Here is a 15,069-nt window from a genome sequence, read left to right as displayed (position 1 = left end):
AATGGGCCATCGGCGCTGAATCACCGCAGGAAATGCGAGCGATAGTGCTCCAGCTCGTCGATCGATTCGTGCACATCGGCCAGCGCGGTGTGCCTCTGGTGTTTTTTGAAGCTGTTGTAAACCTCAGGTCGCCAGCGCTTGGCGAGCTCCTTGAGCGTGCTCACGTCCAGGCAGCGGTAGTGGAAATACGCTTCCAGCTTCGGCATGTACTTCACCAGGAAACGGCGGTCCTGACTGATGGTGTTGCCGCACATGGGCGAGCCGTTTTTGGGCACGTAGCGGGCGATGAAGGCCAGCAGTTCGGCCTGCGCCTGCTCCTCATCCACGGTGCTGGCTCGCACCTTGTCGATCAGGCCGCTCTTGCCGTGCGTGCCCTTGTTCCAGTTGTCCATGGCGTTCAGCACCGCGTCACTCTGGTGGATCACGAGCACCGGCCCCTCCACGCGCGGTGTGAGCTGCGGCCCGGTGATGACGACCGCAATCTCCAGCAGGCGCTCTTTTTCGGGGTCGAGCCCGCTCATCTCGCAATCGAGCCAGACCAGATTCTGGTCACTCTTGGTCAGGACAGGGGTATCGCTCGGCGCGGCAAGTTCTGCGGCCGGCAACGAAGGGGTGGTGTGTTCGGTCATGCTGCCGATTTTCACCGATTGGCCTGTCCGCCCCGCCAGCGAGCCCGTCCGGGCCATCCCTCCCGGCACCATGTGCATGCGGTGTTGGATAGACTCCCCCTCATGGAATCCCCCGCCCTGATGCTTTCCCTCGTTTTCTGCGCCCTGCTCGTGGCCGGTCTGATCACGCGCACCGTGCTGGCCAGCCGGCAGATCCGGCACGTGGCCCGGCACCGCGCCACCGTACCGGCCGCATTTGCCCAGACCATCACACCCGAAGCCCACCAGAAAGCGGCCGACTACACCATCACCAAAGCCCGTTTCGGCCTGTTGGACACAGCCCTGGAAGCCGCTGTGTTGCTGGGCTGGACGCTGCTGGGCGGACTCGACTGGCTGAACCAAACCCTGCTCGCGGCGCTCGGTGGCGGCATGGTGCAACAGCTCACCCTGCTGGCCGCGTTTTCTTTGATCGGTGGCCTGATCGGGCTGCCATTCGCCTGGTGGTCCACCTTCCGCATCGAGGAGCGCTTCGGCTTCAACAAGATGACGCTCTCGCTATGGCTGGGCGACCTGATCAAGGGGGCCCTGGTGGGTGCGCTCGTGGGCCTGCCCATCGCCGCGCTGGTGCTGTGGCTCATGGGTGCTGCGGGCGCGAGCTGGTGGGTGTGGGCCTGGGGTGTCTGGATGGCCTTCAACCTGCTGGCGCTGGTGCTCTACCCCACCCTCATCGCCCCGCTGTTCAACAAGTTCGAACCGCTGCAGGACGAAACCCTCAAGACGCGGGTCAACGCGCTCATGCAACGCTGCGGCTTTGCCGCCAAGGGCCTGTTCGTCATGGACGGCAGCAAGCGCAGTGCCCACGCCAACGCCTACTTCACCGGTTTTGGTGCCGCCAAGCGCGTGGTGTTCTTTGACACCCTGCTGCAGCAGCTCAACCCGGCCGAGATCGACGCCGTGCTCGCCCACGAACTGGGTCACTACAAACGCCGCCACATCCTCCAACGCATCGTGCTCATGTTCGCCCTGAGCCTGCTGGGTTTTGCCCTGCTGGGCTGGGTGTCGGGCCAGATCTGGTTCTACACCGGCCTGGGGGTCATGCCGTCGCTGGATGCGCCCAACAACGCCCTCGCACTGCTGCTCTTCATGATGGTGGTGCCGCTGTTCACCTATTTCCTGTCGCCGCTTATGGCGCGTTTGTCGCGCAGCCACGAGTTTGAGGCCGACGCCTACGCCATGGCACAGACCAATGGCCAGGACCTCGCCAGTGCGCTGCTCAAGCTCTACAAGGACAACGCGAGCACCCTCACGCCCGACCCCGTGTTCGCACGTTTCTACTACTCCCATCCGCCCGCCAGCGAACGCATCGCCCGCCTGCGCGCCACCGGCACCCCGGCCTGATCCGCGTTGATGCCCCCAAAGCCCATGAACCCCATCCACCAGAACCGGCAAGCCCTGTCCGCCACTGCGGTCGTGACCCAGCTCACCCAGCTCAATGGCGACGCCGCCCAGGGCTGGAAACTGATCGACGGGGCACTGGAGAAGACCTACACCTTCCCCGACTTCCACAACACCATGGCCTTCGTCAACGCCGTGGCCTGGATCGCGCACCGGGAGAACCACCACCCCGATCTCGCCCTCGGCTTCGCGCGGTGCACCGTGCGCTACAACACGCACGACGTGGGCGGCATCTCGGTGAGTGACTTTTTCTGCGCCGCCGCGGTCGACGCGCTGCTGAAAGACTGAATGCATCTCCTGCCTGCCAACGGAACCACGCCTTGAGCAAACACCCCGCCACCCCCGCAGCCGACGCGCTGCAGCCCGGCCTGGTGGTCGCCGCCTTCGGACGGCATTGCCTGGTGGAGAGCCCCGATGGCACACGGGGCATCTGCCATCCCCGCGGCAAGAAAAATGCCGTGGTGGTCGGCGACCGGGTGGCCTGGCAGGCCACCGGTGACGAGGGCAGCATCGAACGCGTGGAACCGCGGCGCAACCTGTTCTACCGTCAGGACGAGATGCGTACCAAGTCGTTTGCCGCCAACCTCGACCAGATCCTGGTGTTGATCGCCGCCGACCCCGAGTTTTCAGAACGCCAGCTCGCGCGCTCGCTGATCGCCGCCGAAGCCGAGGGCATTCCGGTGCTGATCGTGCTCAACAAGAGCGATCTGCAACCCGCCTTCGACCAGGCGTGGGAGCGGCTGGAGAGCTACCGCCGCATGGGCTGCGATGTCCTGCCCCTGCGTCTCAAGGGCCAGACCGCCGCCGAAACCGAACAAGGCCTGATTGAGCTGGAGCAACGCCTGGCGGGCAAGACCACCCTGGTGCTCGGTCCTTCAGGCGTCGGCAAAAGCACGCTGGTGAACCGGCTCGTGCCACACGCCAAGGCGCTGACCGGTGAAATCTCGCGCGCGCTCAACTCCGGCAAACACACCACCACCAGCACCACCTGGTACTGGGTGGACGAGACGCGTTGCACCGCCCTGATCGACTCCCCGGGGTTTCAGGAATTCGGTCTCAACCACATTGAACCGATGCAGCTCGCGCACCTCATGCCCGACCTGCGCGCCACGTTGGGCCACTGCCGCTTCTACAACTGCACGCACCTGCACGAGCCAGGCTGCGCGGTGCGCGATCAGGTGATGGGCGCCGAAGACGCAGGCGGCGCGAGCAAGGAAAAAAGCATCGGGGACAACCGCTACCGGATCTATGGCGAACTGTTCGCCGAACTCTCCGCCCGCCGCAGCTATTGAGAAGGACCGCCCCCGCAGCGCTTCGCGCTACCCCCTCACGGGGGCGACACCAGCCGCCCGGCAAGCCAGCCCGGCGGTGTCCCCGGTTGGACCATGTCATTCAGTGCAAATCGCGCAGTTTCGAGATGAAACTGTAGCTCGCCCAACAGCTCATCCAATCAAGCGGGCCAGCGTCAGCAAGGCCAGCAGCAGCATCCACAGCACCACGCTGCGCCAGACCAGCCCCACGGCGCTCGCCAGGTGGGCGATCTGCGGTTCGGCCCTGGAACTGCCCTCCACGGATTCAGCCACGCCTTCAACCTCCGCGAGCTGCGCCAGCCGCACACCGAGCGCGCCCGACGTGGCTGCCAGCAACACGCCGTCGTTCCCGTGCGCAAAGCGATCGGACTCATCGCGCCAGCTGGCCACCGCCTCTTCGAAGTTGCCCACGATGGCGAAACCCAGCGCGGTCACACGCGCGGGCAGGTAGTCCACCCAGGCCCATGCGACGGCAGCCGCCTGCTGCAAGGCAACACTGGGGGTGCCATCGGGCCGGGCGCGCCAGTTGCGCGCCAGGTATTCGGCCATGCGGTAGAACACCGCCCCCGACGGCCCCAGCCCCAGCACCCAGAAAACCACAAAACAGGCCAGCACGCCAAACACATGGCGGTGGGCCGCCAGCACCGAGTGTTCGATGACCTGGCGCAGCAACTCGGCGCGAGGCAGGCTGGCCGCATCCACCCGCAGCCAGGCGGCCAGCTTCTCGCGGGCTTCCGTGTCGTTCCCGGTCTCCAGCGCCTGGCGGATGTCGGTGAAGTGGTGGCTGAACTGCCGGAACCCGACCATCACGTACAGCACCGCCACCAGCCACGCAAACGCCAGTACCGTGCTGAACGTCCAGAGTCCCCAGTACACCAGTCCGGCGACAAGCGCCGGCATCCCTGCTGCCAGCAACCAGGCCAGCCAGCCGTGGGCACTCTGCCCTGCATCGAGGTTGCGGCGCACCAGCCGCGCCCAGGCACGCAAGCCCGCATGCACCGGGTTGTCGTAGGCGAGCGGGCGCGTCTGTTCCAGCAGGAAAGCAATCAGGATGGCGAAAAAACTCATGGGGCAATGATAGTGTCAGGTTCTGCGTACGGTTGACTGGCACTCAGCGGGCGCGGCATTCAGAAGGGCGGCCCGCCCTGCACGGCCTGTCAGGCGCTGAGCAGGCGGTAAAAATTGCGCAGCATGCCGGCCGTGGCCCCCCAGATGAACCGCTCGTGCTCGCCGTCCTGGTACGGTATCGAGTACCACTCGCGCACCACACCCTCCCATTCCCAGGCATGCCGGCGGTGGTGCGCGGGGTCCATGAGGAAATCGAGCGGCACTTCAAACACATCGTCCACCTCGTATGGATTGGGCTGCAGGGTGAAGCCGGGCTGCACCAGGCCCACCACAGGCGTCACGATGAACGAGGTGCCCGTCACATAGATCGGCAGGCTGCCCAGCACCTCCACCCGATCAGGCGGCAGGCCGATCTCCTCAAAGGTCTCGCGCAAGGCCGCGGCCGTGGCATCGGCGTCCGTTTCATCAAGCTTACCGCCGGGAAACGCAATCTGGCCCGAGTGGGTGGACAGGTGTGCCGTGCGCTGGGTCAGCAACAAGGTCGGCCGCGCGTGCATCACCAGTGGCAGCAGCACCGCGGCCTGAGCTGGGATCCGGTCGGCAAACTTCACCTCGTGCCGCAACTCGGGCGTCCAGGCGGGCGGCCGTGCAAAGCGGTCACGCAGACCCTGCGCGGTCAGGTGATCGGCGTGGGCAGGCAGCAAGTTCTCCCGGAATGCGCTGGGCACCACCGGGATCAGGCGCGGATCAAAAGCAGGCAAGGTTTGAGACATGGAGATCCGAGCATAGGACACAAGGCTCTTGCCGGCCGTCCCGCCAGGAACAGCCCCAGCGGGCACAAAAAAGCCGCTCCAGGGAGCGGCTTTTTGCGAAGGAAAGCAGTCGCCGATCAAGCGCCCAGCTTTTCCTTGATACGTGCCGACTTGCCGCTGCGCTCGCGCAGGTAGTACAGCTTGGCACGGCGCACGTCGCCACGGCGCTTGACTTCGATCTTGGCGATCAGCGGGCTGTACAGCGGGAACGTACGCTCGACGCCTTCACCGTTGGAGATCTTGCGCACGATGAAGTTGGAGTTCAGGCCACGGTTGCGACGGGCGATCACCACGCCTTCGTAAGCCTGGAGGCGCTTGCGCGTACCTTCGATCACGTTGACGCTGACGATCACGGTGTCGCCAGGCGCGAATGCGGGAATGGTCTTGCCAAGGCGAGCAATTTCTTCTTGCTCAAGGGTCTGGATGAGGTTCATGGTTTCCTGTTTTCACGATCATGCCCGCGCTGCACTAAAGGCCACGAATCCGGCAAAAGCCCTGTCCAGCTGGCACCGGCGAACGGCGCTTGCTGCGGGCTGGCCCGGTCATGGCGGCCGGTCAGAGGATCGAAAAGCCTTGGATTATAGCCTTTTTGGCTGGCTCAGAAAAGACTCGTCAGCCTTGCTGAGGCGGCCGGCCGCCCTCGCCCGCTCCAGCAGCTCGGGCCGCAGGCGGGCAGTGAGCGCCAGACTCTGCTCGCGCCGGTAACGCGCGATGCGTTCGTGGTGCCCGCCCTGCAACACCTCGGGCACGGCCATCGGCCCTTGAGGGCCGTTCCAGACCTCGGGCCGGGTGTGGTGCGGGCTGTCGAGCAGGCCGTCGAGCGCCGGGTTGAAGCTGTCCTGCTGGTGGCTGCCTTCATCGCCCAGCACGCCGGGCATGAGGCGCGCCACCGCGTCGAGCAAGGCCAGCGCAGCAATTTCGCCACCCGACAGCACAAAGTCGCCCAGGCTGATCTGCTGATCGACACAGGCGTCGATGAAACGCTGATCGATGCCCTCGTAGCGTCCACACACCAGCACCGCTCCGGTGCTGGCGGCCCACTGTGTCGCGCCCGCATGGTCCAGGCGCTGGCCGATGGGGGAAAACAGCACCACGGGCGCGTGTGCATCGTCGGTTTCGGCCCGGTCGGCACGGATGGCCTGCAGACACAGCCAGAGCGGCTCGGCCATCATGACCATGCCAGGGCCACCGCCAAACGGCCGGTCGTCCACGCGGCGGTAGTTGCCCTCGGCGAAATCGCGCGGATTCCACAGACGCACATCCACCTGTTTCGACTCGAACGCGCGGCGGGTGATGCCGCTCTTGAAAAACGGCTCGAACAGCTCGGGAAACAGGGTGATGACGTCAAAGCGCATATGGGTATTCTCCCCCCTGCGCCGCTGCGCGGCTTCCCCTCAGGGGGCCGGCGCCCTTTGACCAGCAAAGCCGGATCGTTGGCGCCCACTGGGGAAGGCACCTCGCTCGCGAGCGTGCTGTGAATTCAGTTGTCGAGGTTTCTGCGGCCCTAGGGATGGCGGCGCGCCAAGGTCCAACCCAGTAAACGCCGAGGAACCGGCTTCGCCGGGCCTAAGGCGTTGTCCCCCTGGGGGGAAGCCGCGCAGCGGCGCAGGGGGGGGCTCCTAGTACTCAAGACCCCAGTCGGCGGTGATGCGGCGGGCTTTGAGATCGACGTCGTCGATGTAGGCAGCCACGAAGGGGATCAAACGTTCGGCGGGCTGCTCTTTACCGTCCACCGTTTCGGTGTATTCCATCACCAGCACCGAGTTCGGTCCGGTGGGCATGAGGTCGCGCACCACGCCCAGGTGCACGCCATCGCGGTTGACCACGGTGAGGCCGATCAGGTCGACCCAGTAGTACTCGCCGTCGGGCGTGGCCGGAAACGCACTGCGCGGCAAATAGATGCGCACGCCCTTGAGCGCTTCGGCGCCGTTGCGGTCGTCCAGCCCTTCGATCCGGGCCACGATGCCGTCGGAGTGGGCCTTGATCTCGGCCACTTTCACCCGGACGCCGCCCGCAAACGCCGAAAAGCCGCGCGCGAAGCGGGCTTCGGGCGGCTGGAGAAACCATTCGGACGATTCAAACAGTGCCGATGTGTCGGCACTGTGCGGCTGGATGCGGACCCAGCCTTTGATGCCCCATGCGTCCTGGAAACGGCCCAGCTCGATGGCGTCGTCCGGCAGGGACGCGGTGACGAACGGGCTGTTGGACATGCAGGAAAGAGGCAAACCGGCCAGCCCTGTGAGGGCCGGCCAGGCCGATCAGGCGGCGACAGCGGCCTTGGCGGCGTGCTGCTTGACCAGACGGGACACGGTGTCCGACGGCTCGGCGCCGACGCTGGTCCAGTAGGTCAGGCGGTCCACGGCAACGCGCAGGGGTTCTTCACCACCGCGGGCCAGCGGGTTGTAGAAGCCGATGCGCTCGATGAAGCGGCCATCGCGGCGGTTGCGCTTGTCGGCAACCACGATGTTGTAGAACGGGCGCGATTTGGAACCGCCGCGGGAGAGTCGGATGACGACCATGATTTATCCTTCGGATGGAGAAGCCCCAAAATCGGGACTTCAATGGGTTTTTTTGGCTGAATAAACCCCATTCATTGCAGCGCCTGAGACACACGACTGACCACCCGGCCAGCGAAACACCACAAAACCCGCGATTATAGCCCGTGTGGTACCCCCATCAGAGCGTCATCCCCAACCATTCGCCCTCCCTCACGACATGCCCCTCATCCGACCCAGCCGCGACGAAGATCTCGACGCCATCACCCGCATCTACGGCCACCACGTGCTGACCGGCACCGGCACATTCGAAACCACCCCACCCAGCGCCGCCGACATGGCGGCGCGGCGCGCCGATGTGCTGTCCAAGGGCCTGCCCTGGCTGGTGGCCGAAGAAGGTGGCCAGGTGCTGGGCTTCGCCTATGGCAACTGGTTCAAGCCGCGCCCGGCCTACCGTTTCTCGGTGGAGGACTCGATCTACCTGGCGCCGGAAGCCGCGGGCAAGGGCCTGGGCCGTGCCCTGCTGGCCGAGCTGCTGGCGAGTTTCGAGCGCGCCGGCGTGCGCCGGGTCATGGCGGTGATTGGCGACTCGGCCAACGCCGGCTCCGTCGGTGTGCACCGCGCACTCGGTTTCGAGCAGGTCGGCGTGGTGCCATCCTGCGGCTGGAAGTTCGGCCGCTGGCTTGACATCGTGCTCATGCAGCGCAGCCTGGGCGCGGGCGACAGCAGCCCGCCCGAGTCCAGCGAAAGCTTGGCATGACCGCGCGCCCGCGCAACAAGACGCTCACGGTCTGGCTCGCCGTGCTCGGCGGCAGCATGGGCCTGCACCGTTTCTACCTGCGCGGCCTGGGCGACTGGATCGGCTGGCTGCACCCCATCGCAGCGGGGCTCGGCTGGTGGGGCGTGGAACGGGTGCAGGAACTGGGGCAAGACGACAAGCTGGCCTGGGTGCTGATTCCGTTCCTCGGCGCGAGCATCGCCACCAGTTGCCTCGCCGGCATCGTCTACGCGCTGAGCGACCGCGCGAAGTGGAACGGCTGGTTCAACCCCGACCTGGACGCCGAATCGGTGGCCGGCGGCACCAACTGGCTCACCATGGGGGCTCTGGTGCTGGCGCTGCTGGTTGGAACCATTGCCTTCATGGGCAGCCTGGCGTTCGGCATCCAGCGCTACTTCGAATACCAGATCGAGGAAGCCAGAAAGATCAGTCAATAGCGCGCAGCGCGGCGGGGGTCAGTTCAGGTAAGACATGACCAGCATCACGAAGCTGAGCGTGAACAGTGCCAGCAGTGTGGACAGCCCCATTGCGGCCGTGGTGAGCTCCTGGGCCACTTCATAGCGCTGGGCAAACAGGAACACGTTGGCGCCCATCGGCAGGGCTGCGGCCACCACCATCACCGTGAGCGGCAGGCCGGTGATGCCCACCGTCCATGCCGAAAGGCCCACCAGCAGCGGCAACAGCAGGTTTTTTGACGCCGTGATCCAGAGCGCCTGGCGCAAGTGCCCGCCCAGCGGCGTGCGCGCCAGCGTCACCCCCACCAGCACCAGCGCGATCGGTCCGAACGCGCTGCCCAGCAGTTGCAGCGGCTTGTCCACGACCGTGGGCAGCGTCCAGCCGGTCTGTGCAAACAGCAGGCCGCTCAGGATGGGCAGCGGGATCGGGTGGATCAGCGCGCCCTTGAAGGCCGCCCAAGCGGTTTCCAGCACGTGCGGCACGCGCTCGCCGCCCGCGCGGGCTTCGCGCGCCACCACCAGTTCCAGCACCACCGAACTCACTGTGAGCAGGATCAGCGCGTGCACCGACACCAGGGTCAGCAGCGTCACCAGCGCCGCCTTGCCGTAGGCCAGTTCCACGAGTGTGATGCCGATCATGACCATGTTGGAAAACACGCCGCCCACCGCCATCACCACGCTGCCGCGGTTGAAACCGCGCCATGCGATCGAAGCGCCCAGCAAGCCCAGCGCCACCGGGAAGTAGGCCGCCAGCGGCCGCAGGTCCAGCGCCTGCACGTCGACCGCGCTCATGGTGCGGAACAGCAGTGCCGGGATCAGCAGCAGGAACACCAGGTTGGAGAGATCTTTCACCGCGCCCTCGCGGATCCATTGCAGACGACCGGCCAGGTAGCCCAGGCCAATGAGCAGGAAGACCGGGGTGAGCGAAGCGACGACGGGGTGGGCGGTGATGTTCACCGGGCGATGGTATCGCCGCGGTGCGCGCGCCCACAGGCCAGGGGCATTCGGACTTGCCCGTTCACTTCACACCGGCGGCCCCGGTGAAACGGTAGTAAAGGCCGTAGGGATCGGCCTGCAGCACATGGAATTTTCCTTCGACCACCACCGCGGCCTGGCTGTACTTCACCGGCTTCACGGTGCGCACTTCAACCATGCTCTCCGGCCCGCCCGGCGTGCAGAACGAACACGTCAGCGGCACCGAAGCCAGCAGGAAATGGCGCTGCTGCTCGCCCGGTTCAAGTGGCATCATGAAGCCCTGCAGCCGGATCGTCTTCTGGTCCAGCGCCGTCACCGCAGCCGGGTACACCGGCACGATGCGCTTGTTGCGGATCACCGTCTTCACATCCGTCAGCACCGACCAGGCTACGACATCGGTGCGTTGCTTGAGCGGCGCGAACGGGCTCAGCGGACTGTGTACCCCCGCGCCCTGGCCGTGCGGCACAGCCGACTGTGCACCTGCCGGAGCAGACGCAGCCGGTGACCCCAGCGGCGAGCCGAGTGTCTGTGCAAAGACGGACACCGCAGCCAGGCTCAGCAACGAAAAGACGGGGCGGGAAAAGTGATTCATGCCAACGAAGTGTCTCAAACCGTGAACGCCGCGGATCTGGCTTTGCCAGGCCGCCAGCGTTGCCCCTTGAGGGGCGGAGCGGCTAAGCGAACTACCGCTTGAGGCGGCAGTTCGGGGCGCAGCGAGCAAGCGACGGGGGTGGTCAATGACTGTGCCGCATGCCGCAGTACTTGCCAATCGCCAGACCCTTGCAGGCGGCCTGAAGTTCCGCCATGCAGACCTTTTCGCCTTTGCCCGCCTCCAGGCACCTGGCCGCGCCTTCGTGGGCCGCGGCCATGGCGCGGTGGCGCGCGATGTCGTCCTGGGTTTCCTTGTCGGCGTGTTGAGCGAAAGCGGCCGTGGCGAGCAGGGCCAAAGTCAGGGACAGCAGGTGTTTTTTCATACGGTTTACCTCGTTTGCAAAAGAGAAGTCACATCCACACGGTAGGCGCTCACGGCCGGCACAGCGGCCGCGGCGAGCGCCACGCCCAGGGCGGCCACCGGCACGCCGGCCAGCGCGGTCGGCCAGTGCCAGGCAACGATGGCCAGGCCCTGGTCGGCCATCCACAACCCGCCCAGCAGAGCGGTCAGGCCCTGCCCGGCCAGCAGGCCCAGCGCGCTGGCGAGCAGCGCCAGCCACAACGCTTCGCACAGCAACAGTGCGCCCACCTTCCAGGGCGGCGCGCCCAGCAAGCGCAACATGGCGATGTCGGCCCGGCGCTCGCGCACCGCGCCCCACAGCGCGATGAACACCGAGAGCGCCGCCACCAGCAGCAACACGGCTCCCATGCCCTGCAGCACCCGCGTGCCCACGCCCACCATGCCGAGCAGGCGCGTGATCTCCATCGCCGGTGCGGCGGCCTGCATCTTTGTCGTGGCGTTGATGAAGCGCGGAAAACTGATCGCCGCCATCGGCGTGTTGTAGCGCACCAGCGCCAGCGTCACCTCGCGCTCGGCTTCGATGGCTTCGCGGTCTTCGGCCGACAGGCTCTCGAATTCGCCCGGCGCCAGCCCTTCGTGCACGTTCCAGACCGACGCCGTGTCGGTGAGCACCAGCCAGTCCAGCACGCAGGCGCAGGGCGCGAGCACGCCCACCACGGTGTAGGGCATGTCGGCGTGTTCGTGGCCACCACCGCCCAGACCGTGTGAGCCGGTGAAACGCTGGCCCAACGGCAGCCCGGTGGCCTGCGCCACCTGTGCGCCCAGCACCGCCTGCATGGGCGCACTCCACAGCGCACCCTGCGCCAGCGCGGCGCCGTAGTGCGCCGGGTAGTCGGCGTTGGTCCCAACGATGCGGAACCCCGTCACGCTGTCGCCCAGACTGAGCGGGATCACCTGCGCCACCTGCGGGTGCGAAGCCAGCGCCTGCACCTCGGCCAGCGCCACATTGCCCGGCGGCACGTCCATGTGGAACACGCCCGCCAGAATGAGCTGCAGCGGGCTGCCCTTGGCACCCACCACCACGTCGATGCCCGCCAGATCGCGCTCGAAGGCGTGGTCAATCTGGTCCTGCGCGATCAACACAAAAGCCATCGACGTCAGCCCCAGCGTGAGCAGCAGCAGGTTCAGCGCCGAAGCCAGCGGACGCGACCACAGGTAGCGCCAGGAGAGCGAGAACACGTTCATGCATCGCTCCCCATGGCCAGCAGCTGCGCGCCTGGCACAGCCTGCAGCACGCGCGCGTCGTGCGTGGCGATCACCAGCGTGGCGCCTGCGGCCTGGGCACGCTCGCGCAGCAGCGTGAGCGCGGCGGCGCAAGCCGCGTCGTCCAGGCTGGCGGTGGGCTCGTCGGCCAGGATCACGCGCGGGCGCAACAGCAGCGCACGTGCCAGCGCCACGCGCTGCGCCTCGCCGCCCGAGAGCCGCGCCGGCTTGCGCGCGGCCAGGTGCGCCACACCGAGTGCATCCAGCGTGTGGTGCATCGCCACCTTGTCTTGCGGCAACCCGGCGGCGAAAAACACCAGACCCAGGTTGCCCGCCACCGTGAGCGCCTCACTCAGCAGCAGCCGCTGCGGCAGGAAGCCAATGGTCCTGGCCCGCCAGGCGTCGCGCGCAGCAGGCGCCAGCGCGCCCACCGATTGCCCAGCCACCACCATCTCGCCGCCCGTGGCCGAGAGCAGGCCCGCGGCCAGCGCGAGCCAGGTGGACTTGCCGCTACCGGACGGCCCGCGCAGCAGCAGCGTGCCGCCCTGGGGCACATCGGTATCGGCGAAGCGCAGCGTCCTGCCGTCGGCAAACCGGCAGGCCAGGTCGCGGGTGTGGATCACGCGGCCGGCTCCTGCGGCAGGCAGCTGGCGCAGGTGCCGTGGATCGCCACATCCACGCGCAGACCCTGATGGCCCAACCCGGCCAGCGTGCGCAAGAGATCGCTGGCCACCGCCTGCGTGGGTGCGCTGCCCTCAATCAGTCGGAACTGGCGATGGCAGGCGTCGCACTCAAAGCGCGGCGCCAGGCCCTCGTCGGTGTCGGCCAGACCGTAGCGCCAGGTGCGGGCGTCGTCGTTGGCGTGGCGCTGCAGCACACCACAGGCGGCCAGCCGGTCCAGCAGGCGGTAGAGCGTCACGCGGTTGATGTCCAGCCCGCGTGCGGTGAGCGAGGCCAGCGCCTGCGCGTGGCTCAGCGTGCCTTGCGGATTCGCCAGGAACAGGCCCAGCACGGCGCGTGTGGCCAGGGTGCGGCGCAGGCCCGCGCGCTCCAGGCGGGCCTGGATCTCGGCAGGCACCATGACGGATTCTTTGGGCGGGCGTGTGGACACGGGCATGGCTCCATTATTGCAACAAAGTTGCGTTAATATCATCGTTACTGCAATTCAGTTGCGATAGTTTATCGCCCGCCCACCATGCACAAAGCCCTACCCCAACCCGCTGTCCCGGCGATCGAACTGCACGACATCACGCTCGGCTACGACCGCCACCCGGCCGTGCACCACGTGAGCCTGCGCATCGCGCCAGGTTCGCTGCTGGCGCTGGTCGGCCCCAACGGCGCAGGCAAATCCACGCTCATCAAGGCGCTGGCTGGTGAGCTCCGCCCCATCAGCGGCACGGTGAGCGGCCTGGCCGGCCAACGCATCGCCTGGCTGCCGCAGCTCAGCGGGCTCGACCGCAGCTTCCCCGTCACCGTGCACGACATGGTGGCTCTGGGCCTGTGGCACCGCGTCGGCGCGTTCGGGCGCCTCACCGCCGAACACCGCCGCCTGTGCGACGAAGCACTGGCCGCCGTCGGGCTCACGGGCTTTGAACAACGCAGCCTGGACGCGCTCTCGGGCGGCCAGTTGCAGCGCGCGCTGTTTGCCCGCCTGATCCTGCAGGACGCACCGGTCGTGCTGCTCGACGAGCCGTTTGCCGCGGTGGACAACCGCACCACCAGCGACCTGCTGGCCCTGCTGCACCGCTGGCACCGCCAGGGCAAGACGGTGATCGTGGTGCTGCACGATCTGGCGCAGGTGCACGCGCACTTCCCGCTCACGCTGCTGCTGGCGCGCGAGCTGGTGGCCTGCGGCCCCACCGCCGAGGTGCTGACCGACGCGCACTGGGCACGCGCCCAGCGCATGCACGAGGCGTTCGACGAAGACGCCCCGCTCTGCGCGGCCACGCCGGACACGCACCCCCACACCCATGCAGCGGAGGCGTTCACATGAACGACATCGCCGTTTCACCGCTCATGGCCTGGTTGCTGGCCAACCCCTTGCTCGGCCCGTTTGCCGAATTCGGCTTCATGCGCGACGCCCTGCTCGGCTGTGTGGCGCTCTCGCTGAGCGCGGCGCCGGTGGGCGTGTTCCTGATGCTGCGGCGCATGAGCCTGACCGGCGACGCCATGGCCCATGCCATCCTGCCGGGCGCCGCCATCGGCTACCTGGTGAGCGGCCTCTCGCTCACCGCCATGACCATCGGTGGCATCGCCGCCGGGCTCACCGTGGCCGTGGGCTCCGGGCTGGTGGCGCGCAACACCGTGCTGCGCGAAGACACCAGCCTCGCCGCCTTCTACCTGCTCTCGCTCGCGCTCGGCGTGCTCATCGTCTCGGTGCGCGGCAACAGCGTGGACCTGCTGCATGTGCTGTTCGGCACCGTGCTCGCGCTGGACAACGCGGCGCTCACGCTGCTCGGCGGCATCTCGGCCACGACGCTGGTGGCGCTCGCCCTGCTCTACCGCCCGCTGGTGCTCGAATGCCTGGACCCGGGTTTCCTGCGCCAGGTCAGCCGCTGGAGCCCTGTGGCGCACTACGGTTTTCTGGGCCTGCTGGTGATCAACCTCGTGGCCGGCTTTCACGCGCTGGGCACGCTCATGGCGGTGGGCATCATGGTGCTGCCCGCGGCCACCGCGCGTTTCTGGGTGCGCCGCCTCGGCCCGCTGCTGCTGCTGGCCACCGCGCTGGCGCTGGCCGCCAGCCTGGCCGGCCTGCTGCTCTCGTACCACGCCGACCTGCCCACCAGCCCGGTGATCGTGCTCAGCCTGGGCGCGATGTACCTGCTTTCCCTGCTCTTCGCGCCGCAGGGCGCGCTGCGCCACCAGCGTCCCGCCTCGTCCCATCTGCAAGCCTAAGGA

General features: G+C 67.2%; 20 protein-coding genes. 7 read left to right on the top strand and 13 right to left on the bottom strand.

Going from position 1 to position 15,069, the window contains the following annotated elements:
* Positions 1-20: 20 nt before the first annotated feature.
* Complete coding sequence (gene orn, locus AC23D4_RS21455; protein WP_472889809.1) at positions 21-629, bottom strand: oligoribonuclease; 609 nt, start codon at positions 627-629, stop codon at positions 21-23.
* Positions 630-731: 102 nt separating this feature from the next.
* Between orn and AC23D4_RS21450 the strand changes: the two genes are divergently transcribed.
* Genes AC23D4_RS21450 through rsgA form a run of 3 tightly spaced genes read left to right on the top strand, consistent with a single transcriptional unit; the run spans position 732 to position 3,355 of the window.
* A complete protein-coding gene (locus AC23D4_RS21450) occupies positions 732-2,006 on the top strand; it encodes a M48 family metallopeptidase (protein WP_472889808.1) in 1,275 nt (424 codons plus the stop codon).
* A 24-nt stretch (positions 2,007-2,030) separates the two neighbouring features.
* Positions 2,031-2,351 (top strand): 4a-hydroxytetrahydrobiopterin dehydratase, encoded by a 321-nt coding sequence (locus AC23D4_RS21445; RefSeq protein ID WP_472889807.1) that lies wholly within the window; start codon positions 2,031-2,033, stop codon positions 2,349-2,351.
* Positions 2,352-2,383: 32 nt separating this feature from the next.
* On the top strand, positions 2,384-3,355 hold the full coding sequence (gene rsgA / locus AC23D4_RS21440) for a ribosome small subunit-dependent GTPase A (RefSeq protein ID WP_472889806.1): 972 nt from the start codon (positions 2,384-2,386) through the stop codon (positions 3,353-3,355).
* A gap of 150 nt (positions 3,356-3,505) precedes the next feature.
* Here rsgA and AC23D4_RS21435 read toward each other — a convergent pair whose 3' ends face one another.
* The 6 genes from AC23D4_RS21435 to rpsP form a co-directional block, all read right to left on the bottom strand.
* Positions 3,506-4,441, bottom strand: coding sequence for a CobD/CbiB family protein (locus AC23D4_RS21435; protein ID WP_472889805.1), 936 nt, complete (start codon positions 4,439-4,441; stop codon positions 3,506-3,508).
* An 89-nt stretch (positions 4,442-4,530) separates the two neighbouring features.
* Positions 4,531-5,214 (bottom strand): CoA pyrophosphatase, encoded by a 684-nt coding sequence (locus AC23D4_RS21430; RefSeq protein ID WP_472889804.1) that lies wholly within the window; start codon positions 5,212-5,214, stop codon positions 4,531-4,533.
* A gap of 116 nt (positions 5,215-5,330) precedes the next feature.
* Entirely contained in the window at positions 5,331-5,687 is a 357-nt protein-coding gene (gene rplS / locus AC23D4_RS21425) for a 50S ribosomal protein L19 (RefSeq protein WP_177138265.1), read from the bottom strand.
* A 144-nt stretch (positions 5,688-5,831) separates the two neighbouring features.
* Entirely contained in the window at positions 5,832-6,608 is a 777-nt protein-coding gene (gene trmD / locus AC23D4_RS21420) for a tRNA (guanosine(37)-N1)-methyltransferase TrmD (RefSeq protein WP_472889803.1), read from the bottom strand.
* Between the two features lie 264 nt (positions 6,609-6,872).
* Complete coding sequence (rimM, locus tag AC23D4_RS21415) at positions 6,873-7,463, bottom strand: ribosome maturation factor RimM (protein WP_472889802.1); 591 nt, start codon at positions 7,461-7,463, stop codon at positions 6,873-6,875.
* A gap of 48 nt (positions 7,464-7,511) precedes the next feature.
* On the bottom strand, positions 7,512-7,772 hold the full coding sequence (gene rpsP, locus AC23D4_RS21410; RefSeq protein WP_305725452.1) for a 30S ribosomal protein S16: 261 nt from the start codon (positions 7,770-7,772) through the stop codon (positions 7,512-7,514).
* A gap of 196 nt (positions 7,773-7,968) precedes the next feature.
* Here rpsP and AC23D4_RS21405 point away from each other — a divergent pair, with 196 nt between their 5' ends.
* Both AC23D4_RS21405 and AC23D4_RS21400 read left to right on the top strand, forming a co-directional pair.
* Positions 7,969-8,508, top strand: a complete 540-nt coding sequence (locus tag AC23D4_RS21405; protein ID WP_472889801.1) for a GNAT family N-acetyltransferase — start codon at positions 7,969-7,971, stop codon at positions 8,506-8,508.
* Entirely contained in the window at positions 8,505-8,963 is a 459-nt protein-coding gene (locus AC23D4_RS21400) for a hypothetical protein (protein WP_472889800.1), read from the top strand. The genes AC23D4_RS21405 and AC23D4_RS21400 overlap by 4 nt, the downstream gene beginning before the upstream one ends.
* Before the next feature lie 18 nt (positions 8,964-8,981).
* Here AC23D4_RS21400 and AC23D4_RS21395 read toward each other — a convergent pair whose 3' ends face one another.
* From AC23D4_RS21395 to AC23D4_RS21370, 6 genes are all read right to left on the bottom strand, one after another.
* Positions 8,982-9,938 carry an AEC family transporter gene (locus AC23D4_RS21395; protein WP_472889799.1) on the bottom strand — a complete coding sequence of 319 codons (957 nt, stop codon included), beginning with the start codon at positions 9,936-9,938 and terminating at the stop codon, positions 8,982-8,984.
* 61 nt (positions 9,939-9,999) lie between these two features.
* Positions 10,000-10,548: a DUF3299 domain-containing protein gene (locus tag AC23D4_RS21390; RefSeq protein WP_472889798.1), complete on the bottom strand. Its 549-nt coding sequence runs from the start codon at positions 10,546-10,548 to the stop codon at positions 10,000-10,002.
* A gap of 142 nt (positions 10,549-10,690) precedes the next feature.
* A complete protein-coding gene (locus tag AC23D4_RS21385) occupies positions 10,691-10,930 on the bottom strand; it encodes a hypothetical protein (protein ID WP_472889797.1) in 240 nt (79 codons plus the stop codon).
* Between the two features lie 5 nt (positions 10,931-10,935).
* Positions 10,936-12,153 (bottom strand): ABC transporter permease, encoded by a 1,218-nt coding sequence (locus AC23D4_RS21380; RefSeq protein ID WP_472889796.1) that lies wholly within the window; start codon positions 12,151-12,153, stop codon positions 10,936-10,938.
* The gene (locus tag AC23D4_RS21375) at positions 12,150-12,794 is read right to left on the bottom strand and encodes an ATP-binding cassette domain-containing protein (protein ID WP_472889795.1); all 645 of its coding nucleotides are present in this window, start codon (positions 12,792-12,794) and stop codon (positions 12,150-12,152) included. Before AC23D4_RS21375 ends, AC23D4_RS21380 begins: the two co-directional genes overlap by 4 nt.
* Positions 12,791-13,282 (bottom strand): Fur family transcriptional regulator, encoded by a 492-nt coding sequence (locus AC23D4_RS21370; protein WP_487623661.1) that lies wholly within the window; start codon positions 13,280-13,282, stop codon positions 12,791-12,793. The genes AC23D4_RS21375 and AC23D4_RS21370 overlap by 4 nt, the downstream gene beginning before the upstream one ends.
* Before the next feature lie 84 nt (positions 13,283-13,366).
* Between AC23D4_RS21370 and aztA the strand changes: the two genes are divergently transcribed.
* Both aztA and AC23D4_RS21360 read left to right on the top strand, forming a co-directional pair.
* Positions 13,367-14,164, top strand: a complete 798-nt coding sequence (gene aztA, locus AC23D4_RS21365) for a zinc ABC transporter ATP-binding protein AztA (RefSeq protein ID WP_472889793.1) — start codon at positions 13,367-13,369, stop codon at positions 14,162-14,164.
* Positions 14,161-15,066, top strand: coding sequence for a metal ABC transporter permease (locus tag AC23D4_RS21360; RefSeq protein ID WP_472889792.1), 906 nt, complete (start codon positions 14,161-14,163; stop codon positions 15,064-15,066). Before aztA ends, AC23D4_RS21360 begins: the two co-directional genes overlap by 4 nt.
* The last annotated feature ends 3 nt before the right edge of the window (positions 15,067-15,069 follow it).

This window comes from Hydrogenophaga sp. L76 (assembly GCF_057654755.1).
This window is presented reverse-complemented; position numbering and strand designations above follow the sequence as displayed.

What these genes read in the sequence shown, in the direction of transcription:
- orn (WP_472889809.1), bottom strand. Translation starts at nt 629, where the DNA reads ATGACCGAACACACCACCCCTTCGTTGCCGGCCGCAGAACTTGCCGCG.
- AC23D4_RS21450 (WP_472889808.1), top strand. Translation starts at nt 732, where the DNA reads ATGGAATCCCCCGCCCTGATGCTTTCCCTCGTTTTCTGCGCCCTGCTC.
- AC23D4_RS21445 (WP_472889807.1), top strand. Translation starts at nt 2,031, where the DNA reads ATGAACCCCATCCACCAGAACCGGCAAGCCCTGTCCGCCACTGCGGTC.
- AC23D4_RS21435 (WP_472889805.1), bottom strand. Translation starts at nt 4,441, where the DNA reads ATGAGTTTTTTCGCCATCCTGATTGCTTTCCTGCTGGAACAGACGCGC.
- AC23D4_RS21430 (WP_472889804.1), bottom strand. Translation starts at nt 5,214, where the DNA reads ATGTCTCAAACCTTGCCTGCTTTTGATCCGCGCCTGATCCCGGTGGTG.
- rplS (WP_177138265.1), bottom strand. Translation starts at nt 5,687, where the DNA reads ATGAACCTCATCCAGACCCTTGAGCAAGAAGAAATTGCTCGCCTTGGC.
- trmD (WP_472889803.1), bottom strand. Translation starts at nt 6,608, where the DNA reads ATGCGCTTTGACGTCATCACCCTGTTTCCCGAGCTGTTCGAGCCGTTT.
- rimM (WP_472889802.1), bottom strand. Translation starts at nt 7,463, where the DNA reads ATGTCCAACAGCCCGTTCGTCACCGCGTCCCTGCCGGACGACGCCATC.
- rpsP (WP_305725452.1), bottom strand. Translation starts at nt 7,772, where the DNA reads ATGGTCGTCATCCGACTCTCCCGCGGCGGTTCCAAATCGCGCCCGTTC.
- AC23D4_RS21405 (WP_472889801.1), top strand. Translation starts at nt 7,969, where the DNA reads ATGCCCCTCATCCGACCCAGCCGCGACGAAGATCTCGACGCCATCACC.
- AC23D4_RS21400 (WP_472889800.1), top strand. Translation starts at nt 8,505, where the DNA reads ATGACCGCGCGCCCGCGCAACAAGACGCTCACGGTCTGGCTCGCCGTG.
- AC23D4_RS21390 (WP_472889798.1), bottom strand. Translation starts at nt 10,548, where the DNA reads ATGAATCACTTTTCCCGCCCCGTCTTTTCGTTGCTGAGCCTGGCTGCG.
- AC23D4_RS21385 (WP_472889797.1), bottom strand. Translation starts at nt 10,930, where the DNA reads ATGAAAAAACACCTGCTGTCCCTGACTTTGGCCCTGCTCGCCACGGCC.
- AC23D4_RS21380 (WP_472889796.1), bottom strand. Translation starts at nt 12,153, where the DNA reads ATGAACGTGTTCTCGCTCTCCTGGCGCTACCTGTGGTCGCGTCCGCTG.
- aztA (WP_472889793.1), top strand. Translation starts at nt 13,367, where the DNA reads ATGCACAAAGCCCTACCCCAACCCGCTGTCCCGGCGATCGAACTGCAC.
- AC23D4_RS21360 (WP_472889792.1), top strand. Translation starts at nt 14,161, where the DNA reads ATGAACGACATCGCCGTTTCACCGCTCATGGCCTGGTTGCTGGCCAAC.